Source organism: Aeromonas sp. 19NY04SH05-1 (assembly GCF_040581895.1).
Taxonomy (GTDB): domain Bacteria; phylum Pseudomonadota; class Gammaproteobacteria; order Enterobacterales; family Aeromonadaceae; genus Aeromonas; species Aeromonas enteropelogenes.
The window spans coordinates 1,150,132-1,174,228 of record NZ_CP095328.1 but is presented as its reverse complement, the minus strand read 5'-3'; the positions used below and the strand labels follow the sequence as shown (position 1 = coordinate 1,174,228).

The 24,097-nt window shown below is 60.1% G+C and carries 24 protein-coding genes; 4 read left to right on the top strand and 20 right to left on the bottom strand.

The window, feature by feature from the left end; translation table 11 throughout:
• Positions 1–17 precede the first annotated feature (17 nt).
• The 3 genes from MRK42_RS05515 (at position 18) to MRK42_RS05505 (ending at position 3,465) form a co-directional block, all read left to right on the top strand.
• A complete protein-coding gene (locus MRK42_RS05515; protein ID WP_026456474.1) occupies positions 18–338 on the top strand; it encodes a DUF1622 domain-containing protein in 321 nt (106 codons plus the stop codon).
• A 427-nt stretch (positions 339–765) separates the two neighbouring features.
• Positions 766–2,313 carry an ABC-F family ATP-binding cassette domain-containing protein gene (locus MRK42_RS05510; RefSeq protein ID WP_338611890.1) on the top strand — a complete coding sequence of 516 codons (1,548 nt, stop codon included), beginning with the start codon at positions 766–768 and terminating at the stop codon, positions 2,311–2,313.
• Positions 2,314–2,325: 12 nt separating this feature from the next.
• Positions 2,326–3,465, top strand: coding sequence for an MFS transporter (locus MRK42_RS05505; RefSeq protein ID WP_338611889.1), 1,140 nt, complete (start codon positions 2,326–2,328; stop codon positions 3,463–3,465).
• Between the two features lie 72 nt (positions 3,466–3,537).
• Here the strand turns inward: MRK42_RS05505 and MRK42_RS05500 are convergent, their stop codons facing one another.
• Positions 3,538–4,902: an MDR family MFS transporter gene (locus MRK42_RS05500; protein ID WP_338611888.1), complete on the bottom strand. Its 1,365-nt coding sequence runs from the start codon at positions 4,900–4,902 to the stop codon at positions 3,538–3,540.
• A 168-nt stretch (positions 4,903–5,070) separates the two neighbouring features.
• Between MRK42_RS05500 and MRK42_RS05495 the strand changes: the two genes are divergently transcribed.
• On the top strand, positions 5,071–5,667 hold the full coding sequence (locus MRK42_RS05495; RefSeq protein WP_338611887.1) for a beta-phosphoglucomutase family hydrolase: 597 nt from the start codon (positions 5,071–5,073) through the stop codon (positions 5,665–5,667).
• Positions 5,668–5,731: 64 nt separating this feature from the next.
• On the opposite strand, the gene MRK42_RS05490 is transcribed toward MRK42_RS05495, so the two are convergent.
• From MRK42_RS05490 to tapM, 19 genes are all read right to left on the bottom strand, one after another.
• A complete protein-coding gene (locus MRK42_RS05490) occupies positions 5,732–5,992 on the bottom strand; it encodes a hypothetical protein (RefSeq protein WP_223380099.1) in 261 nt (86 codons plus the stop codon).
• 238 nt (positions 5,993–6,230) lie between these two features.
• The gene (locus tag MRK42_RS05485; RefSeq protein WP_338611886.1) at positions 6,231–7,028 is read right to left on the bottom strand and encodes a DUF1338 domain-containing protein; all 798 of its coding nucleotides are present in this window, start codon (positions 7,026–7,028) and stop codon (positions 6,231–6,233) included.
• Positions 7,029–7,092: 64 nt separating this feature from the next.
• Entirely contained in the window at positions 7,093–8,562 is a 1,470-nt protein-coding gene (gene astD / locus MRK42_RS05480; protein ID WP_338611885.1) for a succinylglutamate-semialdehyde dehydrogenase, read from the bottom strand.
• A gap of 70 nt (positions 8,563–8,632) precedes the next feature.
• A complete protein-coding gene (gene astA / locus MRK42_RS05475; RefSeq protein ID WP_124239825.1) occupies positions 8,633–9,652 on the bottom strand; it encodes an arginine N-succinyltransferase in 1,020 nt (339 codons plus the stop codon).
• A gap of 75 nt (positions 9,653–9,727) precedes the next feature.
• On the bottom strand, positions 9,728–10,945 hold the full coding sequence (locus tag MRK42_RS05470; protein WP_042025664.1) for an aspartate aminotransferase family protein: 1,218 nt from the start codon (positions 10,943–10,945) through the stop codon (positions 9,728–9,730).
• A 276-nt stretch (positions 10,946–11,221) separates the two neighbouring features.
• On the bottom strand, positions 11,222–11,803 hold the full coding sequence (locus tag MRK42_RS05465; RefSeq protein ID WP_042025665.1) for an aminodeoxychorismate synthase component II: 582 nt from the start codon (positions 11,801–11,803) through the stop codon (positions 11,222–11,224).
• Between the two features lie 21 nt (positions 11,804–11,824).
• The gene (locus tag MRK42_RS05460; RefSeq protein WP_026455946.1) at positions 11,825–12,040 is read right to left on the bottom strand and encodes a hypothetical protein; all 216 of its coding nucleotides are present in this window, start codon (positions 12,038–12,040) and stop codon (positions 11,825–11,827) included.
• 120 nt (positions 12,041–12,160) lie between these two features.
• Positions 12,161–13,165 (bottom strand): tryptophan--tRNA ligase, encoded by a 1,005-nt coding sequence (trpS, locus tag MRK42_RS05455; RefSeq protein ID WP_026455947.1) that lies wholly within the window; start codon positions 13,163–13,165, stop codon positions 12,161–12,163.
• A gap of 42 nt (positions 13,166–13,207) precedes the next feature.
• Positions 13,208–13,876: a phosphoglycolate phosphatase gene (locus tag MRK42_RS05450; RefSeq protein ID WP_042025667.1), complete on the bottom strand. Its 669-nt coding sequence runs from the start codon at positions 13,874–13,876 to the stop codon at positions 13,208–13,210.
• Positions 13,863–14,537, bottom strand: a complete 675-nt coding sequence (rpe, locus tag MRK42_RS05445) for a ribulose-phosphate 3-epimerase (RefSeq protein ID WP_354688919.1) — start codon at positions 14,535–14,537, stop codon at positions 13,863–13,865. The genes MRK42_RS05450 and rpe overlap by 14 nt, the downstream gene beginning before the upstream one ends.
• Before the next feature lie 183 nt (positions 14,538–14,720).
• Positions 14,721–15,593 (bottom strand): Dam family site-specific DNA-(adenine-N6)-methyltransferase, encoded by an 873-nt coding sequence (locus tag MRK42_RS05440; RefSeq protein WP_338611884.1) that lies wholly within the window; start codon positions 15,591–15,593, stop codon positions 14,721–14,723.
• A 70-nt stretch (positions 15,594–15,663) separates the two neighbouring features.
• Complete coding sequence (locus tag MRK42_RS05435; RefSeq protein ID WP_338611883.1) at positions 15,664–17,223, bottom strand: AAA family ATPase; 1,560 nt, start codon at positions 17,221–17,223, stop codon at positions 15,664–15,666.
• Positions 17,216–18,295 carry a 3-dehydroquinate synthase gene (gene aroB, locus MRK42_RS05430; protein ID WP_338611882.1) on the bottom strand — a complete coding sequence of 360 codons (1,080 nt, stop codon included), beginning with the start codon at positions 18,293–18,295 and terminating at the stop codon, positions 17,216–17,218. The genes MRK42_RS05435 and aroB overlap by 8 nt, the downstream gene beginning before the upstream one ends.
• Positions 18,296–18,309: 14 nt before the next feature.
• Positions 18,310–18,828, bottom strand: coding sequence for a shikimate kinase AroK (gene aroK / locus MRK42_RS05425; protein ID WP_042025672.1), 519 nt, complete (start codon positions 18,826–18,828; stop codon positions 18,310–18,312).
• Positions 18,829–19,019: 191 nt separating this feature from the next.
• Positions 19,020–21,233, bottom strand: coding sequence for a type IV pilus secretin PilQ family protein (locus MRK42_RS05420; RefSeq protein ID WP_338611881.1), 2,214 nt, complete (start codon positions 21,231–21,233; stop codon positions 19,020–19,022).
• A 16-nt stretch (positions 21,234–21,249) separates the two neighbouring features.
• The gene (locus MRK42_RS05415; RefSeq protein WP_042072277.1) at positions 21,250–21,783 is read right to left on the bottom strand and encodes a pilus assembly protein PilP; all 534 of its coding nucleotides are present in this window, start codon (positions 21,781–21,783) and stop codon (positions 21,250–21,252) included.
• Positions 21,783–22,379, bottom strand: coding sequence for a PilO family type IV pilus biogenesis protein TapO (gene tapO / locus MRK42_RS05410; RefSeq protein WP_026455954.1), 597 nt, complete (start codon positions 22,377–22,379; stop codon positions 21,783–21,785). Before tapO ends, MRK42_RS05415 begins: the two co-directional genes overlap by 1 nt.
• Entirely contained in the window at positions 22,376–22,951 is a 576-nt protein-coding gene (gene tapN / locus MRK42_RS05405; RefSeq protein ID WP_026455955.1) for a PilN family type IV pilus biogenesis protein TapN, read from the bottom strand. The genes tapO and tapN overlap by 4 nt, the downstream gene beginning before the upstream one ends.
• Positions 22,939–24,003: a PilM family type IVa pilus assembly protein TapM gene (gene tapM / locus MRK42_RS05400; RefSeq protein WP_302056872.1), complete on the bottom strand. Its 1,065-nt coding sequence runs from the start codon at positions 24,001–24,003 to the stop codon at positions 22,939–22,941. Before tapM ends, tapN begins: the two co-directional genes overlap by 13 nt.
• Positions 24,004–24,097 lie beyond the last annotated feature (94 nt).

The following is a 24,097-nucleotide window of genomic DNA, read 5'->3' as shown; positions in this document are numbered from 1 at the left end:
CCCAGTGGAAGGAGGGCATGCTGCACGGCGTGGAGCTGGTTCAGTTTTCCCTCGAACTTATCTCGGTGGCCTGCGTGGTCATCGGCCTTGGCAAAACCCTCTGGCTGGCGGCCCGGGTGCGGGATCATGAACCCGGCTTTCCCCGCATTCGCCTCTGTTTCGGCAGCTGGCTCATTCTGGCGCTGGAGTTCCAGCTCGCCGCCGATATCCTGGCCACCACCATAGCCCCGAGCCAGGAGGAGCTGATCCGTCTGGCGGTGATCGCGGTGATCCGCACCTTTCTCAACTACTTCCTCGGCAAGGAACTCGAGGAGCAGCGCGAGCAGCAGAAAGCCTGATATGGCGGCGCGCCGGTTGTCGGGATGAAGCCTGGCGCTGGCCACAAACCTTGCCGCCACGAGTATGGCGGCGAAAAAGATCACGGGTTGACGTGCGGGCGCAAGCTGGGTATTTTGCGACCAGAATTTTTGTTGGACCGTTTTTCAATGTTGTACATCCTGTTCAAATGCTCGGTCAGGAGGCTGTGCTCCGTGCACTAACACGATGAAGTGTTGCCCGGAGCCCATCGACTGAATCTTCATCAGCTGCGCGAATGCCCTCTCTTTGGGAGGCTGCCCCGCATCTGATGAAAACAGGAGACACAGGCCGGCGAGATGCTTCATCGCCGGCCTTTTTGTCTCTGCCATTTGGCAGCGTTTCACCTTGCTGAGACGGGGGGCCGGTACGTCGCGTACCTGCCCCCCGTTTTTTATGGATGTTACAACCATGAGTGTGCTCACTATCCACAACCTGACCTATCACATCGGCGACAAGACCCTGTACCAGCAGGCGAGCTTTCGTCTCAACGCCGGCGAGCATGTCTGCCTCACCGGCCACAACGGCGCCGGCAAGAGCACCCTGCTCCAGCTGATCCAGGGGGAGCGCCTGCCAGACGGCGGCGACATCCTCTGGCAGCAAGGCATCAAGGCGGGCTATCTCGACCAGCACGCCGCGCGGGATGGCCACCTCACCCTGCGGGGCTACCTGCAGTCGGTGTTCGCCGATCTCTATGAGGCGGAAGCCGAGATGCTGGCCCTCTACGCCGACCCCGAACTGGGGCCGCGGCAGCTGGCCCGGGCGGCCGATCTGCAGGCGCACCTGGAGAGCCAGGGTTTTTACCGGCTGGATCCGCGTATCGACGAGGTGGCAGCCGGCCTCGGCCTGACCCAGCTCGGCATGCAGACCCTGCTCGCCAATCTAAGCGGCGGCCAGCGCCACAAGGTGATGCTGGCCGGCCTGCTGCTGCGCACGCCCGAGGTGCTGCTGCTCGACGAGCCGACCAACTATCTGGACACAGCCCACGTCGACTGGCTGGCAGGCTATCTGGAGCGCCTCCCCGGCGCCTTCCTGGTGGTCTCCCACGACCGGGCCTTCGTCAACCGCATCGCCACCGCCATCGCCGACATCGACCGCCAGCAGATCCACACCTATCGCGGCAACCTCGACCAGGCGCTGGCCCAGAAGGGCGCCGCCGAGGCGCTGCACGCCCGTCAATACCAGGCACAGCAGCGGCAGATCGACAGGCTCGAGCAGTTCATCGCCAAGAACGGGGCCGGGGTCAACGCCAGCATCGCCAACGGCCGCAAGAAACAGTTGGCGCGCATCGAGCGACTGGCCGCCCCCGAGCAGGCCAAACCGGTCACCCTCAGCTTTCGTGCCGCCCAGGGGGACCACCCGCAGCTGCTGACCGCGAGCGAGCTGGAGATCGGCTACCACCAGCCCCTGCTGGCGCCGCTCAGCCTGCAGTTGCGCCGCGGCGAGAAGGTGGTAATCGCCGGCTTCAACGGCATCGGCAAGTCGACACTGCTCAACACCCTGACCGGCCGCCTCGCCCCGCTCGCCGGTGAACTGGCCCTGGCCCCCGGCCTCAAGTCGGGTTACTTCGAGCAGGCGCTGCACTGGCCCGATCCCGCGGCCACCCCGCTGGCTCTGGTCAAGGCCGTCGCCCCCGGGCTGGATGACAAGGGTGCCCGCCAGCAGCTGGCGCGCCTTGGCATCGGCGGCAAGCTGGCCATCCAGCCCATCAGTGCCCTGAGCGGCGGTGAGCAGACCCGGGTCAAGCTGTGCCGACTGGCGCTGCAGCCCACTCATCTGCTGATATTGGATGAGCCGACCACCCACCTGGATGCCGGCACCAAGGCCGCCCTGCGCCAGGCCCTGTGCGACTACCCGGGCAGCGTGCTCGCCGTCTGCCACGAACCGGCCTTTGTGGCCGACTGGCCGGATCGGGTGGTGGACATCCAGCAGTTCGCCGCCGTGTCGACCCAAGCTTAAGGAATAAATATTATGTTACTGAAAGTACTGCTGTTTTTGATTGCATTTCTGGTCGGAGCCGACGAGCTGATGCTGGGCCCCCTGCTCGCCCCCATCGGCGCCGAGCTGGGGGTCGCTCCGGAGCGGGTGACCCTGTTCATCACCGCCTACAGCGTGGCGCTGGCCCTCATCGCTCCCCTGCTCGGCGGTCTGTCGGATCGCCACGGCCGGCTGCGGGTGATGCTGCCGGCCTCCCTGCTGTTTGGCGCCGCCTCGGTGGCCACCGGCCTGGTGGCGAACTTCGAGGTTGGGCTGGCGACCCGGGTGATCACCGGGCTGGCCAGCGCCGGCATGCTCCCCATCGCCTTCGCCATGGCGGCAGACGGCGTACCGGCCGATGCCATGAAGCGCATCGCCTGGGTGCAGTCGGGGCTCACCCTCGGCATGATCTCGAGCCCGGCGGTGGGCGCCCTGCTGGCCCAGCTCAGCAGCTGGCGTACCCCCTTCATCGTGCTCGGCCTCTGCGCCTGGGCCGTGGCGGCGGCCCTGGCCTGGCTCACGGCGCGCACGCCGCAGGCTCATGCCAGCGGCACGCCCCCCGCGCCGCAAGGCTCGGTGCTGGCCATTCCGGGGGCGCTCGGCGCCCTGCTCGCCATGGGGTTGGGACTGGGGGGCGGCATCGGCCTGTTCAACCTGGTCGGCCAGCACCTGCACGACAGTCAGGGGCTGCCCGTCTGGTCGGTGGGGCTGCTCTACGGCGCCCTTGGCGTGATCAGCGTGGTCGGCAACGTGCTGATGCCGCGCCTGGCCGGCTATGTGGAGAGCGGCCGCCCCCTGATGCGCGGCGCCCTGGTGGTGTGCGCTCTGGTCAGCGCCTTCTTCTACCTCTATCCGGCCGACAGCCTGGCCAGCCTCGCCCTGCCGCTGGGCCTGTGGGCGCTGGCCGGCGGCATCGGCTCGCCGGCACTGCAGGGCTACATCGCCCAGCTCGCCCCGGCCCAGCGCGGCATGTTGATGTCGCTGGCCATGACCCTGATGCACCTCGGGGTGGCGCTCTGGTCCGCCGTCGCCGGCTTTGCCTACAGCGCCGGCCCCATGGCCATGGCCCTGCTGGCCCTGCTGCTGTTTGGCGGGGCCATCTTCGCCCTGCGCCCGGTGCGGCTGGCCGGCTGAGTGCAACAGCCTGGTGCCGACACCATAACAAAAGGGCTCCCGCGGGAGCCCTTTTTATCTATTGCCTTGCCATCAGGCGTGCATGTCGGCCAACTCGTGGCGTTTGAGGGCCAGTAGCGTGATGAGCAGTGCGGCACTGGCGATCAGCGCCATGCCGATATAGGTGGTGCTGAAACCCGGGGCCAGCACGGTCGGGCTCAGGCTGGCCAAATTGTGGCTGGTGCCCGTTGGCAGGGCGGAATGGAACAGCACGGCGCAGATGGCAACCCCGACCGCGCCCCCCAGCTCCCGGCCAAAGTTGAACAACGACATGCCGATGCCGCGATCCTCCCGTGGCAGGGCATTTTGCACCACCACCGAGAGGGCAGGCAGCACCAGTCCCAATCCCAGACCCGCAAAGCCGAGGGCCAGCCTGACCCAGGCGTCGAAGTGGATTTGCCACAGAGCCAGCGCCGCCAGGGCAAACCCGATCACCACGAAGCGCTTGTAGCGGCCGGTGTGACTAATGAGCTTGCCACCGACGAAGGCCCCGACGGTGATGCAAACCATGAAGATCACCAGGCTCACCCCGCTCTCGCTGGCACTCATCCCCTTTTGCCACTGCATCTGGAGGGGCAGATAGACCAGCATGGCGAACATCAGCAGCTGAGAGAGCATCGCCAGCAGCACGCTCACCAGATAACCGGGCAGCCGCGCCAGATGGGCCGGCAGTATGGGGTCGTGGGCACGGCGTTCGATCAGGATCAGCAACAACAGGGCGAACGCCAGGGCGGCCGCCAGCCAGATGGCGGGCAGGGCGGTTTCGGGAGACAGCAGCAACAGAGTCAGGGTGGTGACCGTGATGAGCAGGCCCGCCCCCTTCCAGTCGAAACGGCTGTGGCGACGCACATTGAGCTGTTTGAGATTGCGGTTGATGAGCCAGAGGGCAAGTGCCCCCAGTGGCAGGTTGATCCAGAAGATCCAGCGCCAGCTCAGCTGCTCGGTAAAGTAGCCGCCGAGCAGGGGCCCGGCGATGCTCGAAACTGCATAGACCATCGAGATATAGCCTTGATATTTGCCCACCTCCCGCGGCGGTATGGTGTCGGCGATGACGGTGAAGGCGAGCGCGATAAGCCCCCCTCCTCCCATCCCCTGCAGCACTCGCGCGGCCAGCAAGGTCGGCAGATCCTGGGCCAGAGCACAGGCGACGGAACCTGTCAGAAACAGTCCAATACCGATGTTGAGCATTCGCACCCGGCCGAACTGATCGCTCAGCTTGCCGTAGAGAGGGAGCACTGCGGTGGCTGCCAGCAGGTAGGCGGTGACCACCCAGGTGAGAGCGGCACCGGCGTTCAGCTCGGCGCCTATCATGGGCAGCGGCGTGGTGACTATGCTCTTTTCCAGTGAGCCCAGGGCGATCACCAACGCCACGCTCGAGAAGATGGTTTTTGGGGACATGGAACGACTCACTATTCAGGCTGGCCAACTCGGCCTATCACGGACGGATCATTGTCACACAAATCAGCAAGAGGACAAAAATGGCCCTCCTCCGCACAACCATGAAGCAGATCCCACTCATGCCGTGCCCAATCTGCTAGTCTGCTCAATTTGCTCCGAGGAACCACCATGCATGCCTACGACAGCTTTGCTCATTACGACGCCCTGATCTTCGACATGGATGGCACTCTGGTGGACTCCATGCCCCTGCATCTGGACGCCTGGGCGCTCACCTGCGCCGAATTCGGCATCCCCTTCGAGCGCGAGCAGCTCTACCAGTATGGTGGCATTCCAACCCGCAAGATCATCGCCATGCTGGCCGAGCAGCAGGGGCTGACGGTCGACGTCGAGGCCTTCGCTCGGCGCAAGATTGCCCTCTATCTGGAACAGATCGACCGGGTCAGCGTCTTTCCTGCCATGTGGGAGCTGGTCCGGCAATGCCACGGCAAGATACCTATGGGCATTGGCACAGGGTCGCCGCGCAATCAGGCGGAGTCGATCTTAAAGAGCACCGGGCTTGATGCCTATATCCAGGTGGTGGTGAGCGCCGATGATGTGAGTAACCACAAGCCACATCCGGACACCTTCCTGGAGGTGGCCAGACAACTTGGGGTCAATCCGGCCAACTGCCTGGTCTTTGAGGACACCCGGATCGGGATCGAAGCCGGCAAGGCGGCGGGGATGGAAACCGTGCTGGTGATTGAGGGAGAGCCGGATCCGCGATAGTACAGATTGAGCGAATGCTCCCCACAAGCGAGGAAAAGAGCGGCTGTTGGCCGGGAAGGTGGGATCAGACTCCCGACACGCCGGTTATGGTAGCAGGGTGAGTGTTGGCCACATAAAAGTCGTCATGTGCCCCGAGCGCGTTCTCCATCTCCTCCTGACCTTGCAGTTGCGCCAGGGCGGCTGCCGGGCTGTCGGCAAAGGTAGGGGCCGCAAGGGGAGAAAAACCCTGCTCAATCAGCTGGCCACGCTCGTCACCATAGCTGGGCGCATTGGCATCGAGATAGGTAAGAGCCTGACCTTGCTTGAAAAAATGATAATAAGGCATCGAACGACCCCCCTAAAAAGAAAGCGCCATTCTACCCCTTTTCCCATCCCTGCCCGGGACGCAATTGGTGATCCCCTTCACAATTTGGCCAACAAAATGGACATACTTGCAGGAGCCTTTCCCTCTCTCCCATTCTCGACAACGGTCCCCATTCTATCGCCAGCAATAAAAACGCCTCCTGAAAGGAGGCGTTGCTTATGTCACTCTGGCTATCGCCGCATGGGCGACGAGAGCATCGTTACATGGCGTTGGTGGATTCGAAAATCTTGTCGGCCGACGCCTCGACGAAACCCGGGTAGAGGGTGCCGTCGGCCTGCGGGTAACGCAGGGCAAATTCGTAGAAGCAGCTCGGGATGGTGTGCACACCGTCGCTGAAGGCCACCTCGGCCTTGTCCGCCATGGTGGAGGATTGCTCCAGCATCACCTGCGGGTCCCCTTTCACCTCGCCACCCACGCTGTTGAGCACGAAACCGGCTGCTTTCAGCGCCGCATTCACCTGCTGGATGGTGTCGAATTCCTTGAGCTGATTGATATTGACGGTGAAGTGGTTGGCGCGATAACCCCAGGCAGCCATCCAGGCGGCGTACTCGCTCTCCGCCAGCAGGGTCTGGTAGTCGGCCCAGGAGACCTGCCAGGGGGCACCGGCATAGAGGAAGGCATGGGTGTCTGTCAGATGGTCGGGCACCTGATCCACCAGCTTGTGAATGATGGCCTGGGCCTGCCCGGAGAGTTCCTCCACCTTCAGCTCGCTGATGAACACCTTGGGAGCATCCGGATCCTTGTGCTCAAAGTGCTTGGCGTAGAGCTTCTTGGCCTTGAACTCATACTCCCCCTTCTGCTCGTAACCGAGCGCCAGGAAGTGGGCCGCCAGCTTCTCCAACCCCAGCTTGGGCAAGTTGTAGGTGCGAAACGCCACGTGGTCGTTGATGATGGGCTCGCCGCCACCCAGCAGGGCGTGCACCTTGAGGGCGCTCGGCGTCACCTTGATGTAGTTGTCCCACAGATGACTGAACAGGGTATCGATATCCTTTTGCATCTCTCTTTCCTTTGATTGCGGGTACAGACAAGGGCACCCAAAGAGTGCCCCTTTTTCGTTATTGTCAGAAACTCAGGCCGGGAGACAACTGCTCCGGCATGCTCGCCTTGCTGTCTTCGACGGAGGCTACCGGATACGCACAATAGTCGGCGGCGTAATAGGCGCTTGCCCTGTGGTTGCCGGAGGCTCCGATCCCGCCAAACGGCGCGGCACTGGAGGCGCCTGTGATGGGCTTGTTCCAGTTGACGATGCCGGCGCGGATGCGCTTGAAGAAGTGCTGCCAGTCCGCTTCCTTGTCACCAAGCAGGCCGGCCGAGAGGCCGAAGCTGGTGGCGTTCCCTTGATCGATGGCGGCATCGAAGTCGTCGTAACGAATGAGCTGCAGCAGCGGGCCGAAGTACTCCTCGTCCGGCAGGGAGGCGACGCCGGTGACGTCTATGATGCCCGGGGAGACGAAGCCGGTACCAGCTTCGAGATGTTTGAGGGTGAGCAGGCTCTCCCCCCCCAGCGCTTGCAGGTTGGCTTGTGCCTCGACCATGCCCAAAGCTGCGCGCTCACTGATCATGGCGCCCATAAAGGGTTGAGTCGCATCATCGTAGTGACCGACCCTGATCTGGCCGACGACATCCACCAACCGCTTGACCAGGGCATCGCCCCGCTCACCGCGCTCGACAAACAGGCGGCGCGAGCAGGTGCAGCGCTGGCCGGAGGTGATGAAGGCGGATTGCACGATGGCATGAACGGCACCGTCGATGTCGCTCACGTCTTTCACGATCAGCGGGTTGTTGCCGCCCATCTCGAGGGCCAGGATCTTGCCGGGTTGGCCGGCAAACTGTTGATGGAGCAGGTGGCCGGTGCGGGAAGAGCCGGTAAAGAAGAGACCGTCGATGCCGGGGTTGCCCGCCAGCGCCTTGCCGGTCTCGACCTCACCCTGCACCAGGTTGAGCACGCCCTTGGGCAGACCCGCCTCCTGCCACACCTCGACCATGGCCTCGGCCACCATGGGGGTCAGCTCGGAGGGTTTGAACACGACTGTGTTGCCGGCGATCAGAGCCGGAACGATGTGACCGTTGGGCAGATGGCCTGGGAAGTTGTAGGGGCCGAACACGGCGACTACGCCGTGAGGCTTGTGGCGCACGAAGGCCTTGGCACCCGGCATGGGATTCTCGACCGTGCCGGTGCGCTCGTCATGGGCGCGGATGGAGATGGCGATCTTGCCCTGCATGGCCGCCACTTCGGTGCGGGTCTCCCACAGCGGCTTGCCGGTTTCGCGGGCGATGGTCAGCGCCAGTGCTTCTTTGTGCTCACCGAGCAGGTCGGCATAGCGGCGCACAACGTCCAGACGCGCCTCAAGGCTCAGATCAGACCAATGGTAGAAGGCGGTGCGGGCGGCCTTGACGGCGGCATCCACTTGGGCCGGGCTGGCGGCCTCCCCTTGCCATATCACTTCATTCTTGGCCGGATCCCTTGATTCGAACGGCTTGCCTTCACCGGCCAGCCACTGGCCATCGATAAACTGCACTAAATGACTCATCCATTCACTCCCTGTGGTGTGCAGGCAGCCGAGGCTGCCTGTTTCATATTCGGTATTGCCGCCAGCCGGATCAGTCGAGATCGACGGCTCGCACCATGTCGCCATCCTGCACCTTGAGCGCCGCCGCCATCTTGGGTGGAATGATGGCTTCCTGCTTGTCGTGATCGACCCGGATATTGCCGTAGCAGGCGCGGTATTGCTCGAAGCGGGTGTTGCAAAGGAGGTAAGGGTGACCACCGATGGGCTCGCCGATCAGCACGCGCAGCTTCTGGCTGCGGCGCACACTGCGGATGTTCTTCAGCTCGCACTCCACCGCCGGGCCCGCGTCGAAGATGTCGACGTAGCCACGGTTCACAAACCCCTCGTCCTGCAGCATCTTGATGGCCGGGCGGGTCTTCTCGTGAGTCTGGCCGATGACGGCACGCGCCTCCTTGCTCAGCAAGTTGACGTAGATGGGGTACTTGGGCATCAGCTCGGCGATGAAGCGCTTCTTGCCGATACCGGTCAGATAGTCGACGGTGGGGAAATCCATCGAGAAGAAGTGGGTCTGCAGCCACTCGTAGAAGGGGCTGTGGCCATCGCTGTCCGAAACGCCGCGCATCTCGGCGAAGACGGTTTCGTCAAACAGTTCTGGGTGCTCGGCCATGAACAGGAAACGGTGCTTGGAGAGCAGGCGGCCATTGAGCCCCTCGCGGGCGCATTCACGCAGAAACAGGGTGCAGAGCTCGGAATTGCCGGTGTAGTCGTTGGAGAGGGTGAGGGTCTCCACCACGTTGTAGACACCGAGCTTGGGGGAAGAGTGCACCACCTTGCCGATGTGATAGTTGTAAAACGGCTGGGACAGGCCGACCGCGGCGTCGATGGCACAGGTACCGACCATCTCGCCGGTCTCCAGATCCTCGGCCACGAAGAAGTAGAGGCAATCCCCCTTGCCCGCCGGTTTGTCCGAAAAAGTCTGGGTCGAGGCATCGATCTTGCGCTGCAATAACTCATCGTTGACGGGCAACGAGGTCATGCCGGTGCCGGACTCGACGGCGCAGGTCTTGAGCCCGGCAAAATCTTTTTGCTCGATGGGACGGATAACCAACATAAATGACAACTCCCTTTCATTGACGACAGGTGGGGCCCCGGCTCCAGCCGGGAGGACTCCCCACCTCAATTTGGATCAGGCGTTAACCACCTGGGCAACCGCCTTCTCAAAGCGGGCCAACCCTTCCTTGATGTCCGCTTCCGGGATCACCAGAGACGGAGTGAAACGCACCACGTTGGTCCCTGCGACCAGCGCCATCAACCCCTGATCGATGGAGGCCAGCAGGAAATCGCGGGAGCGCCCCTTGTAGTCTTCGTTCAGCACGGCGCCCAGCAGCAGGCCCTGGCCACGCACTTCGCTAAAGCAACGGTACTTGGCATTGATGGCTTCAAGGCCGTCGCGGAACAGCTGCTCGCGCTGCTTGATGCCGCTAAGCACTTCCGGGGTGTTGACTACGTCGAGCACTGCCTCGGCGACGGCACAGGCCAGCGGGTTGCCGCCGTAGGTAGAGCCGTGAGTGCCCACTTTCAGGTAGGAGGCGATCTCGGTAGTGGTCAGCATGGCGCCGATGGGGAAGCCGCCGCCAAGGGCCTTGGCGCTGGTGAGGATGTCCGGCGTCACGCCCAGGCCCATATAGGCGTAGAGCTCACCGGTACGACCGACACCGGACTGCACCTCATCGTAAACCAGCAGTGCATTGTGCTTGTCGCACAGCTCGCGCACCCCTTTGGCAAACTCGTCGGTGGGACGAATGATGCCACCCTCACCTTGCAGCGGCTCCATCACCACGGCGCAGGTATTGTCGGAAATGACGGCAGCCAGCTCTTCCAGATTGTTGTAGGTCACATGGGTGATGTCGGCAGGCTTGGGACCGAAACCGTCGGAGTAGGCGGCCTGGCCACCCACGCTCACGGTAAAGAAGGTACGACCGTGGAAACCCTGATGGAAGGCGATGATCTGGGTCTTGTGGGGACCAAACTTCTCGATGGCGTAACGACGGGCCAGCTTGAGGGCCGCCTCGTTGGCCTCGGCGCCCGAGTTGCAGAAGTAGACCTTGTCGGCAAACGTGGCGGCGACCAGCTTCTTGGCCAGACGCAGGGCCGGCTCGTTGGTCATCACGTTGGAGAGATGCCACAGCTTCTCGCCCTGGGTTTTCAGGGCGTCGACCAGCTTGGGATGACAATGACCCAGACCATTGACCGCGATACCGCCGGCAAAGTCGATATATTCACGGCCTTCCTGATCCCAGACACGCGACCCCTCACCACGCACCGGGATGATCTTGGCCGGCGCATAGTTGGGAACCATCACTTCATCAAACACTTCACGTGTCACTGCCAACAACTCTGACATATAGCTCTCCTTCGAACTGGCAGCAGAATAATCCACCGCCCAAAAGTTAAATCCGTGTAAACGTGACGGGATTATCACAGAAATAAAGTAAAAAGTCTGTAACAAAACGGACTATGGGGAACAATCTTCGATTAGCCTTGAGATTTTAGGCAACCGCATTGCATAACGTATCAAGGGGGCTTGGCAAGAGATAATTTGGGCAGGAGGGGCAGTGAATAAACTATCAGGGAAATTTTTTTTGCCTTCTCTCGATTCTGAGAGGGTGATCACGAATTTTTACGAACGAGCGAGAAAATTGGCCAGTAACTGGTGGCCTTGCTCACTCAAAATGCTCTCCGGATGGAACTGAACTCCTTCGACATCAAGCGTCTTGTGGCGCAGCCCCATGATCTCGTCAAACGAGCCATCGGCATGCTCGCTCCAGGCGGTGATCTCGAAGCAATCGGGTAGCGTTGCCTGCTCTACCACCAGCGAGTGATAGCGGGTCACCCGCAGCGGATCCTTGAGCCCCTTGAAGACCCCCTCGCCCCGATGGCGAATGAGCGAGGTCTTGCCATGCATCACCTGACGGGCTCGCACCACGCGGGCGCCAAACGCCTGTGCCAGGGACTGGTGACCAAGGCAGACACCGAGAATAGGCAATCGGCCGGAAAAATGGGTAATAGCGGCGAGGGAAATACCCGCCTCGTTGGGCGTGCAGGGGCCGGGAGAAATAACCAGATAGCGGGGAGATAATTGCGTAATGTCGGTCAGAGTCAGCTCATCATTACGCCTGACCACTACTTCTTGTCCCAGGGCGCCAAAATATTGCACCAGGTTCCAGGTAAAGGAATCGTAGTTATCGATCAATAACAGCATGTGATAACCAGTGGCCGAGAATTAACGGTCGAGAAAACGACCCTGTTCCATTTCCCGTTCACGCTGGCATTCGGCCAGATAGATGGCGGCAGCGATGGCGGGAGTTTTGTGATGCTTGTCGATGGCATTGGAAACCATCAGTTGCAGGGTATTGAGGTTTTTAGCCTTGCGGAATTTACGCAGCCAGTGACCCTTGTCACTCAGCTCTTCAACGGAGACATTTGATTGAACGGACATACTTGCTCTTGGGGAAATAACCCGGGTTGAAAAAGGGAAATAATTAAACAATTAACAGCAGGGAAAATAAAGAAAGCCAGGCAAATACCCAGCTCTCTTCTACTACACCTTCCCAGTATGTCAGGCTCGAGGAACGAAGCCGACTACATCATATACGCTGGTCAGGGTTTTTTCAGCTCTTTCGCGCGCCTTTTGTGCGCCTTCCGCCAAAATAGCAATCAGATGAGTCTCATCCTGACGCAGTTCGTGGAAACGGGCCTGGATGGGCTCCAGCAAGGCCACCACGGCCTCGGCGGTTTCGGTCTTGAGGTGACCGTACATCTTGCCTTCGAAGTGCTGCTCCAGCTCCGGGATGGAGCGGCCGGTCACCCCGGACATCAGGGTCAGCAGGTTGGAGACACCAGGCTTGTTCTCCGGATCGAAACGCACCACGGCAGGATCATCGGAGTCGGTGACCGCACGCTTGATCTTCTTGACGATCTGCTTGGGGTCTTCCAGCAGGCCGATGAAGTTGGCCTCGTTGTCGTCTGACTTGGACATCTTCTTGGTCGGATCCTGCAGGCTCATCACCCGCGCCCCTTCGGTCGGAATGAAGGGCTCCGGCATGGTGAACACCTCGCCGTACAGGTTGTTGAAACGGGTGCAGATGTCGCGGGTCAGCTCCAGGTGCTGCTTCTGGTCGTTGCCGACCGGCACCTGATTGGCCTGATAGAGCAGGATGTCGGCCGCCATCAGCACCGGATAACCAAACAGACCGACGTTGACGTTGTTCTCGAAACGGGCGGACTTGTCCTTGAACTGGGTCATGCGCGACAGCTCACCCATCTGGGTGTAGCAGTTGAGGATCCAGCCCAGCTCGGCGTGCTGCGGTACGTGGGACTGGATGAAAACGGTGCTCTTCTTGGGATCGATCCCCACCGCCAGATAGAGGGCGGCGGCATCGAGACAGGCCTTGCGCAGGGCCACCGGATCCTGACGGGTGGTGATGGCGTGCAGGTCGACGATGCAGTAGAGGCAATCGTACTCATCCTGCATGTTGACCCACTGACGCAGGGCTCCCATGTAGTTGCCGATAGTCAGTTGGCCAGAGGGCTGTGCGCCGCTCAATACGATAGGTTTAGTCATGAGAGTAGTAATCCTTGTTATTCAGCCAGCCCAGCTGCGCTATTAGACCAAAAGTGCATCGAGCTGTGCAAACTGCTCGCATACCCAGTCAGGATGGGAATCGGCGATAGGGCGGCCATAGTTGTAGCCGTAGGTGAGCCCCACTACCTTCATGCCGGCCGCCTTGGCAGCCAGCACGTCATTTTCGGAGTCGCCCACCATCAGGGTGCGAGCCGGGCTCACCCCCAGTTCGTGGCAGGCGTGCAGCAGGGGCTCCGGATTGGGTTTCTTCTGGGGCACGCAGTTGCCGCCAAGCCAGAGTGCGAAGCAATCGGCAATGCCGAGGGCATCGAGAATGGGCTGCACGAACTGGCTCGGTTTGTTGGTTACCACCGCCTGGCGGTAACCCAGTTTCTGCAGGCGGCGCAGGCTCTGCTCCACCCCCTCATACATGTCCAGTCCTTGCAGCAGGCAAGCCTGATAGTGACCGTCAAACAGGGCACGGGCCTTGGCAAACAGCGCCGGATCGGCTTCGCAATGGGCAAGCGCCCGCTGGATCAGCTTGTCGGCACCGTTGCCGACCCAGGTGCGCACCAGCGCCTCGTCGGCCTCGGCCAGCTCCAGGTCGGCCAGAGTACGGTTGACCGCCAGTGCCAGCTGGGCGGCACTGTCGATAAGGGTGCCATCCAGGTCGAACAGCACCAGATCAAATTCACGATTAACGACGGACATCAGCAAGCTCCGCACGCATCTGATCGATAACGGCCTTGTAGTCCGGCTTGCCGAAGATGGCGGAACCGGCCACAAACATGTCGGCACCGGCCTCGGCGATCTCGCGGATGTTGTCGACCTTGACACCACCGTCAATCTCGAGGCGGATGTCGCGGCCGCTCTCGTCGATCAGGCGGCGCACCTGGCGTAGCTTGTCGAGGGTACCAGGAATGAAGCTCTGGCCACCGAAGCCCGGGTTGACCGACATCAGCAGGATCACGTCCAGTTTGTCCATCACATACTCGAGGCAGGAGAGAGAGGTGGCCGGATTCAGCACCAGGCCAGCCTGGCAGCCCTGCTCCTTGATGAGACCGAGGGAGCGGTCAACATGATCGGAGGCTTCCGGGTGGAAGGTGATGAGGGAAGCCCCGGCCTTGGCGAAATCGGGAATGATGCGATCCACCGGCTTGACCATCAGGTGGACGTCGATGGGCGCCTCGATGCCGTAGTCGCGCAGGGCCTGACAGACCATGGGGCCGATAGTCAGGTTCGGCACATAGTGGTTGTCCATCACGTCGAAGTGAACCACGTCGGCACCGCCAGCCAGTACCTTGGCAACATCGTCACCCAGACGGGCGAAATCGGCGGAGAGGATCGAGGGGGCAATCAGAAAGTCTTTCATCAGCATCATCCATTGGCAGCCAGGGAGAAAAAACGGCGCAATTTTAGCGTAAATATCCGGTGAAAACGACTCGAAAGGCCGAGAAAGGGGGCAATCATTCCCGCCATCCTCTCCACGATCCCAATGCCACCTTGTTGGATGACAAAACGCCAACAAAAAACGGCGCCCTCGGGCGCCGTTTTATCAGCTCAGCGGCAGCAGCTCGCTGTCGCTCGGGTAATGCCCCTGTTCGGGTTCTATGCCGGGCGGATAAAGCGCCAGCAGTTCGGCCACCTTGTTGCGGGTACCGCCGTTACGGCTGATGGTGCGCTTGACCAGGATCTCGTCGAGACGGGCACCGCGATAGAGCTCGCGGGTCAGTTCGATATCGTGGTTGCTGATGAGCACGGGCACCCCTTTATGGGCTGCGGTGTGGCGCGCCAGACGGGCCAGCACCGCCTGATCATCCAGGGTAAAGCCACCGGCCGCATAGGTGGTAAAGCTCGCCGTGGTGGAGAGCGGCGCGTAAGGGGGATCACAGTAGATCACCCAATCCTCCTCAGCCCGCTTGATGGCATCGGCGTAGCTTTCGCAGATGAAGGTCGCCTTCTGCGCCTTTTCGGCGAAGGCCCACAGCTCCTTCTCCGGGAAATAGGGCTTCTTGTAGGAACCGAAAGGCACGTTGAAACCGCCCTTCTTGTTATAGCGACACAGGCCATTGAAACCGTGACGGTTGAGGAACAGGAACAGCAATGCCCGCTCGAAGGTGTCTTCGGTGTGGTTGAACTGGGTGCGCAGACGGTAATAGGCCGCCTTGTGGTTGTGTTCAGTTACAAAGAGCTTGCGCGCCTCGTCAATAAAGTTATCCGGCGTCAGCTTGAGATGATTGTAGAGACTGATGAGATCCGGATTGATGTCGTTGAGCACATAGGCGTCGTAGTCGGTGTTGAGAAACACGGACCCGGCCCCGACGAAGGGCTCCAGCAACACACGCCCGGCCGGCAAGCGCTCGGCGATCTCTTCAACCAGGGAGTATTTTCCCCCGGCCCATTTTAAAAAAGCGCGTGTTTTCTTCATGGAAATCCGGTGTGTAAGAAGGCAAGACCCAAAAAGGGGGATGATTCTACCCCCTTATCCGGTATCAAGGCTATTGCTTCAGCTCTTTTTGTACCTGAGCAAACGACTTGGGCCAGGGTTGTCCTTTCAGCAGGGCTGGCGACAGCTTGCGGATCGCGCTCTTGGCCTGGGTCAGGGTCGCGTAGTCCCCCTGCAGCACCACAAACCAGGGGCTGCCACGGAACTGGGTCTGATAAACCCAGACCTTGCCGGACAAACCATGTTCGGCAACAAACTGATCCACCGCCTTGGTGTTGCTCGCCCCCATCAGCTGGATGCTGTAGTGGTTGCGTGCCTTCTTGTTCAGGGTCGCCACCGGGGTCAGGGCCACCTTGGGAGCCGGCATAGCCGCCGGTTGAACGGCCGGTTGGCTCGTAGTGGCCGAAGGCTCGGCTGCCTTGACAGGCTTTTGCTGTGCGCCGCTTGCCGCGCTGGCAACGACGCCGCTGGCTACTGTGCTCTTGCCGGTCAGCTCGTCGACCACCTCGGTCGGCAGGGCACCGCTCACGCCGGGATCCGTCATCAACTTCTGGACGACTTCATCGGAGATCACCACCCGGCGCCCTTCATAGTTGGTGGACTCGGTAGTGACAGTGTCACTCTCTACCGACTTGGGCAGTACTTTTGCCTCCGGCTGCCAATCCTTGACCACGGCGTTGGGATTGGTTGCCGCACCCTCATCTTGTCCCTTGGCGGCTCCGTCATCAACGCCCCCCGTAGTGACGGGAGAATCGCCCGGAACCGGAGGCGGCAGGGCCGTCGTTTGAGTCGACTCCTGAGGTGTGGTGGAGGTGTCGCCACCAAACAGGGCCGGCAGCAGATAGCTTAGGGCCAGCAGGCCAGCCGCCAGCGCGGCAATAGAGAGGGCAACCTTTTTGACAGGCAGCTCTGCCTGACGCTTCTTGGGCCTTCTGTCGGTCATGATATCCTCCAGTAACTGCATGATGGTGGACGGGTGTCCACTTGCCGTTGTCAGGATCTCTTCCACTTTCACTTTGGGCAAGAGGGCTGTCGGGATCTTGAGCTCCTTGGCCTTCTCGTACAAGAAGATGCGTTGCTCCGGCGGACTCAGAGGCTGGACCTCCAGCTCGAGGGGCGGCATGGCGCGTCCCTTGAGCAGTGGCCGCTGACTACGACACCAGGTGTCACTGCCCGAGACCAGGATGGCCAGCTGGTGCGGCGCCGCCAGGGTGTCGTTGTGACGACTGATGGCCCACAGCTCTCCCAGCACGTCGGCGGGCAGCTCATCGGCCCGTTCGATGATCAGCAGCAGTGTCGCCGGCTTGGCCCCCTCCAGCATGCGAAAGAAGCTGTCTGCCAGCGCGTCCTGAGGATTGAACAGGGGACGGGCCACCACCTGGGGCAGCAGCAGCTGACGCACATCCGCCATCTTCATGGCCGGCGTGCCAATCAGGCTGACGACACGTACCTTTTCCGGCAACTGGCTGATCAGGGTCTCGCACAGAGTGCCGCGACCACTGCCCGGTTTGCCGGAGAGAAAAATGAAAGGGTGATTGAATTCAATCAGATGCAGCAGCCGGTCAACCAGCTGCCGCTGGGAAGGAAGCTTAAGCAGCTTATTATTAGTCACGTCCAGACTCGATCACCGCCAACAGTTCGGCATCGGAGACATCGGCCACCACCTGTGCATGGCCGATACCCACCGGCAATACCAGGCGCAACTTGCCTTCGAGGACCTTCTTGTCACGGCGCATATGGCGAATGAAGGCGGCAAAATCCATCTCGGCCGGGGCCTTGATGGGAAGATTGGCCGCCAGCAGCAAGGCGCGAACGCGTGCCACCTGTGATTCGGTCATCTCACCCCTGGCCAGCGCAGTGTCGGCCGCCAGCATGGTGCCGGCCGCAACGGCCTCGCCATGGAGCCAGTTGCCATAACCCTGTTCGGCTTCGATGGCATGACCAAAGGTATGACCCAGATTGAGCAGTGCACGTACCCCCTGCTCGGTCTCGTCCTGCCCGACCACATCGGCCTTGATTTCGCAGCAGCGTTTGATGGTATAGGAGAGGGCGGCAGGGTCCAGCCGTTGCAGACGGGTCATGTTCTGCTCCAGCCAGCTGAAGAACTCGGCATCCCAAATGATGCCGTATTTGATCACCTCGGCCATTCCGGCGGCAAATTCACGCGCAGGCAGGGTGCTCAGGCACTCGGTGTCGATGATGACCTGTCTGGGCTGATAGAAAGCCCCGATCATGTTCTTGCCGAGGGGATGATTGACGGCGGTCTTGCCGCCGACGGAGGAGTCAACCTGGGAGAGCAGTGTAGTCGGGATCTGGATAAAAGGAATGCCACGTTGATAGCTTGCTGCCGCAAAGCCTACCACATCCCCTATCACACCGCCCCCCAGGGCGATCAGCGTGGTATCACGCCCATGGTTGGTTTCAAGCAGAGCAGACATGATCTGCTCAAAGGTCGCCAGGTTCTTGTAGGCCTCGCCATCTGGCAGGATCAGGTGTTCTACCTGAAAATCCGACAGCAGGGCTCTGACCCGTTCAAGATAGAGAGGGGCGACGACCGTATTGGTCACTATCATCACCCGCTTTCCCTTAATGGCCGATGCCAGCACCTCGGGGCGCTGCAACAAGCCTGCGGCTATCTCGATGGGATAGCTGCGTTCACCCAGTTCGACCTTCAACCGTTCCATGGACGTCCTCTAGATTACATACCGATCAGTTTTACAATTTGATTGGCAACGATTTTGGCGCTCTGGTCGTCGGTGTGCACCACAAAATCGGCCACCTCTTCATACAGGGCATTGCGCTCTTTTGCCAGACGCTCGAGCACTTCACGTGCCGGCTCTTCGGTCTGCAGCAGGGGACGACGCTTGTCACGCTGGGTGCGCGCCAGCTGCTTTTCGATAGTGGTTTCGAGATAGACCACGATCCCGCGGGCAGACAACTTGTTGCGGGTTTCGCGGCTCTTGATGGCACCGCCACCGGTCGCCAGCACGATACCCTGCTGCTCCGACAGCTCGCCGATCACCTTCTCTTCGCGAATACGGAAACCCTCTTCGCCTTCAACATCGAACACCCAGCTGATATCAGCACCACTGCGGCGCTCAATCTCATGATCTGAGTCGAAAAACTCCATATGCAGTTGTTCTGCCAGATGTCTACCTATGGTGCTCTTGCCCGCACCCATGGGACCTATCAGGAAAATATTGCGTTTCTCAGCCATGTCTTTTCGTTAGTAATTACAAACTGTACGACCCCGATAAATACTGGATCGGGGTACCTATGAACCTTATCTTGCGATGGATCAGGAGGGGGATTATCTCAATAGAAATCAGGACTGGCAACCGCAGCCCTTACGCCCCAGCCTCATTGGGGCGTAAGGTTATATGTGTTTTACCTTCACATGTAAAGCCTTCAGAAAGCGTCGGTCACTATCTTGGGCGTCACGAAAATCAGCAGCTCGCGCTTTTTATTTTCGCTGGTGGTCTTGCGAAACAGTGCCCCCAACCCCGGGATGTCCCCCAGCAGCGGCACCTTGGTCACATCGCTCTTGATGGTCTGCTGATAGATGCCGCCGAGCACCAGCGTCTCGCCATTATTGACCAGCACCTGGGTGGTGATGGACTGGGCGTTGATGGAGACGGCATCGCCGGTGCCGGTCGGTACGGTTTCACCCTTGGTATCCTGGGTCACGGTCAGATCGAGAATGACGCGGTTGTCCGGGGTGATCTGCGGCGTCACTTTCAGACTCAGCACTGCCTTCTTGAAGGTGACAGAGGTCGCCCCGCTGGAGGAGGATTCCACATAGGGGATCTCGGTACCCTGTTCGATCAGCGCCGGTTTCTGGTTGGCCGTGGTGACCCGGGGACTCGCGATGATCTCGGCCTTGCTCTCCTTTTCAAGGGCAGAGAGTTCGAGATCCAGCAGGGTGCCATTGGCCAGACGGGCCACCTGGAAGGCCAGGGTACCGGCCGCATTGGTCACCGGCAGATTGACGTTCAGCCTGTCATCGGCGCTGGGGCGAGTCATGTTGGTAATGATATTTCCGGCATCATTAAGGCTTCCATTTCCTGAACCATCGTTGCCCTCGATTGAGCCCGAGGTGCTGTTGCCGTGCCCGTCGTTCTTGGTTACCCCCCAGCGCACCCCGAGGGCCTCGTCAAAGCCATCATCTATGGTCACCATGCGGGCTTCGATCACCACCTGCTTGACCGGAATGTCGAGAATGTCGAGCATCCGCTTGATGCTGCTGATCACATCCGCCGTATCCTTGACCACCAACACGTTGGTGCGCTCATCCACGCTCACGGCGCCACGGGGGGAGAGCAGCTTGGTACTGTCGGATGACAGCAGGGCAGCCACCTCGGATGCCTTGGCGTAGTTGATCTGCAGATATTCGGTGTAGAGCGGGGCAAGATCCGCCACCTGATTGCGGCTCTCAAGCTGCTGTTTCTCCCGGGTCGCAATCTCGTCGGCAGGAGCCACCAGCAGGATGTTGTTATCCAGCCGCTTGTCCAGCCCCCGCACTTTCAGGATAATGTCGAGGGCCTGCTCCCAGGGCACGCCATCCAGCCGCAGAGTGATGTTGCCCCCGACCGAATCGGTCGTCACCAGGTTGAGATTGTTGAAATCGGCGATCAACTGCAACACGGTACGAACGGGAATATCCTGGAAGTTCAAGGAGATGGGCTTGCCCTGATACTGCTTGGCAGCGGTAGCTGCACGCTTTTTCACCTCGATGATGAAGAGCTTGTCAGCCTGATCGTAGCGATAGTCAAACTGGCCATTCACCGACAGCTCAAACAGGGTATCGTTGCCCTGACGCGACACCTCCACCTGGGAGACCGGCGTCGCGAAATCCTGCACATTGATGAGATTGAGCAAGCCATCCGGCACCCGGGTGCCGTGGAATTTAGCCAGCACCGTCTGGCCCCGGCTGCTCACATCCACGGCGGCCGAGCTGTTGTCCAGCGTCACCAGAAATTCACCCTGGCCATCCTTGCCGCGGCGAAAATCCACACCGGTTACCGAGTTGAAATAGGCTCCGCCGCCGTTGCTCTGATAACTGTTGAGCACGGGTTTGGAGGCTGTCGGGGCAGCCACCGGCGCTGTCGCCGGCATCGACTTGGCGACTACCTGGGTATTGATGAGTGCCGACGGAGAGGAAGCGGGCGTCGAAGCGGTGACTGCGGGTGCCAGCAATGCACTGTCATTGCTGCCAAGAGAGGAGGAAGATGCCCCCTCCCCCAGCGACACCAGCAACTTGCTGCCTTGCTGCCTGACCTGATAGGGCGCCAGCTGATCGAGAGCAATCTTGATGTCGAGCCCGGCGCCCTTGCCTTCCACCTTGATGCTGTCAACCCCCTGGCGCTGGATCGGCAAGGGGTTCACTTTCAATGCACCCACCGCACCGGGCACATGCAGCAACAGCTGGTTGGGTTGGTAGGAGAGGCGATCGGTAAAACCGCTGACAGGCTCGCTAAAACTGAGTTCCAGTTGTAACTGGTCTGCAAGCAAGGGATTCACCTTCACTTCCTGCAGGGTTGCCACCGCCCAGGCCTGGCCGAAGAAGGCACTGGCACAAAACAGCAGAGCCACTTTGGTTACACACTCTCTTGTTGTTTTCATTGCTGTTCGTCCCTGATTATTGTTTTTCTTGCATATTGGCCATGGCCAACTGGGTTTCTCTTGTTACCCAGCACCCCTTCCCATCCGGAATGGTTTCCAGCAAATCCACCGCTGTATCGGAGATCTTGATAATGCGCCCCTGATCCAGACCCATATATTGGTTGAGGCCTACCCGTACCGATTGACCATCCGGCGTACGGATCAGAGCCCACAATTGCCCTGTTTTGCCCAAAGAACCCTGCATCGACAAACTGGCAAGGGAGTAATTTTCCAGCATCTCCTTTTCACGGTCCTTCACCACCAGCGCACAATCCGGTTGCAGTTTGGCACTGTTGTCCCCCCCGCCAGCCGCCTCCGGCTGCGGTGCCATGAAGGGGCTGCGCAGCTCCCTCTGCTGGTATGCCATGGGAGAAAAGGGTTTGAGTTCTGGCAGAGGCTCGATAGGGACGGGAGGGCGTGCCTTGGTCTGAGCCACATAAGCGTCCATGTCCTCCTGGCCACCACAGGCAGCTAGCAGCAAGGCAGGCAACAACCAGCAGATGCGTCTCATTACTTCGCCTCCCCAGTCTTGCCGTTGTACTTGTAGGTCTTGGCCAGCATCGACATCGAGATCAGATCCCCTGCATCCTTGTTTTGCCCCAAAGTAAAGGAGTCGAGAATGACGATACGGGGCAAGGCCGCCATGTCCGCGGTGAACTTGCCGATCTCGTGGTAACTGCCCACCACCTCGATACGCATGGGAAGCTCGGTCGAGAACTCATGCTTGACCTCGGGTTCCCAGTTGATGCGGTTGAGTTTCAAACCATTGTCGGTGGCGATAAAGCTGATATCGTCCAGCAAGCCCGCCACTTCATGGGTATTGGGCAGTTGCTTGAGCTGGGTATCGACCATCTGCTCGAGCGTCACCATTTGTTCCTTGTAAGCACCCAGGTTTGCCGCCAGCATCGCCTTGCTTTCAAACTGGGCTTTCAGCTCGGTCTCCTTGTCGGTCTCCTGGGTCAGCAGGGTCAGCGAATTGGCGATCACATAGTAATAGAGGGCGCCTCCCGTCAACGCACAGCAAAAGAAGATGAAGATCCCTTTGGCCCATTTGGGCCAGCTGGCGATGTCATTGATATCCAGCTCGTTCAATTGCTGAAGATTCATTTGCCCTCCTTGGCCGCATCGTCAGTCGCGGAGGCCTTGGCCACCAGAAACATCATGGAGAATTGACTCAGGGATACGGGAGCGACATCCGCCGCAAAAATAGTGCTGATCTTCGACTGGCTCAGCCAGCCCGAGCCATCGATACGGCGCATCATGCTGGCAACCCGACCATAGGCCTCGGTCTTGCCATTCACATCGATGATGTTGTTCTGCATGGAGAGCGTGTTGAGGTAAACCCCGTTGGGCACCAGGGAGGGCAACTGATTAAAAAGGCGGACGGGCAGGTTGCGGCGCATCTGCAGCTGTTCGATCAACTGCATCCGGTCGATCAACTCCTTGCGGCGCTCCTTGAGCAGGCGGATCTCGCCCAACTGGGCATCCAGGATAGCCATCTCCTGCACCAGTCGCTGATTGCGCTGCTGTTGGGCGCTGACCTGACGATTGACCAACCAGTCGGCGCCAAATCCCAATGCCACCGTCACCAGCACAAATGCCCCCAGCAGGGCGCCAAACTCTTTCTTCTGCCGCTGGGCCCTGGCTTCACGCCATGGCAGCAGGTTTATATTTGACATGGCGTGAAACTCCTCAGAGCCAACCCGAATGCCGTCATATATTTAGCGCCGTGGGTCGCTTCGGCTTCCCCTTTGGGTTTGCCAAACAGGGCAAACAGATCCGGGTGCAACACCTCGCAATTGGCCTCTTCCTGCACCTGTAGTGACAGACCCGGCAGCAGGCTGCCCCCACCGGTCATCACCAGCTTCGAAATCTCGCGATAACCGGAAGAGCTGCAAAACAGCTGGATATTGCGACGAACCTGTTGCAGCAATGCATTGATATGAGGCATCAGTACATCGAGTTCGTGGTCGACCGGCAGGGTTCCCTTGATCTTGGCCTGCTCCGCCTCATCCAGCGCCATCCCATAAAAAGAGGAGAGCGCCTGACTGTATTGATCCCCACCGAAGTTCTGCAGACGGGAGTAGATCACCTCCCCCTTGACCAAAGCGGCGAAGGTCATGGCGCTGGCACCGATATCGATCACCCCGACCGGCCGATCGCTCTCCTTCAACTCAGGCAAGCAGGCCAACACGGCACGCCCCAACGCATGGGCTCCCACATCGACGACTTTGACGACAATACCGGCCTCGGCAAGGGCGCTGACCCGGCCATTGACGCTCTCGGTGCGGGCTGCACTGAGCAGCACATCCTGGCGATCTTCATTGTTGCTGGTAGTGCCCAGCACCTCGAAATCGAGGCTCACTTCATCAAGGGGAAAGGGGATGATCTGTTCGGCCTCCAGCTGAACCTGATTTTCCAGCTCTTTATCACTCAGGCTGGCATCAATCTGGATCACCTTGGTGATTACGTTGGAGCCCGTCACCGCCGTGGCGGCATAGTCGCTGTGGCCCGAGAGCTGGCGTTTGAGGTTTTTGAGGGATTGGCTGACCCGCTCGATATCCTGCAGCTGATAATCGACCAAAGTCCCTTTCGGGGTAACGATATCGGCCACCGCATCTATGTGCAGTTTGCCGGGACGTCCGCTGATGGTGACGGCCTTGATGGTCTGATTGCCAAAATCAACGCCCACCAAGGGGAGGAGGGAGCCTTTGCTAAATAGCCCAAACATATACACATCCATGCGTTATGGGGTTCTGTTCCCGAATTGAGTGTAGGACACTCGTCACAAGAGGACGGGTTGATTAATCCTAAATGCTCTAAGT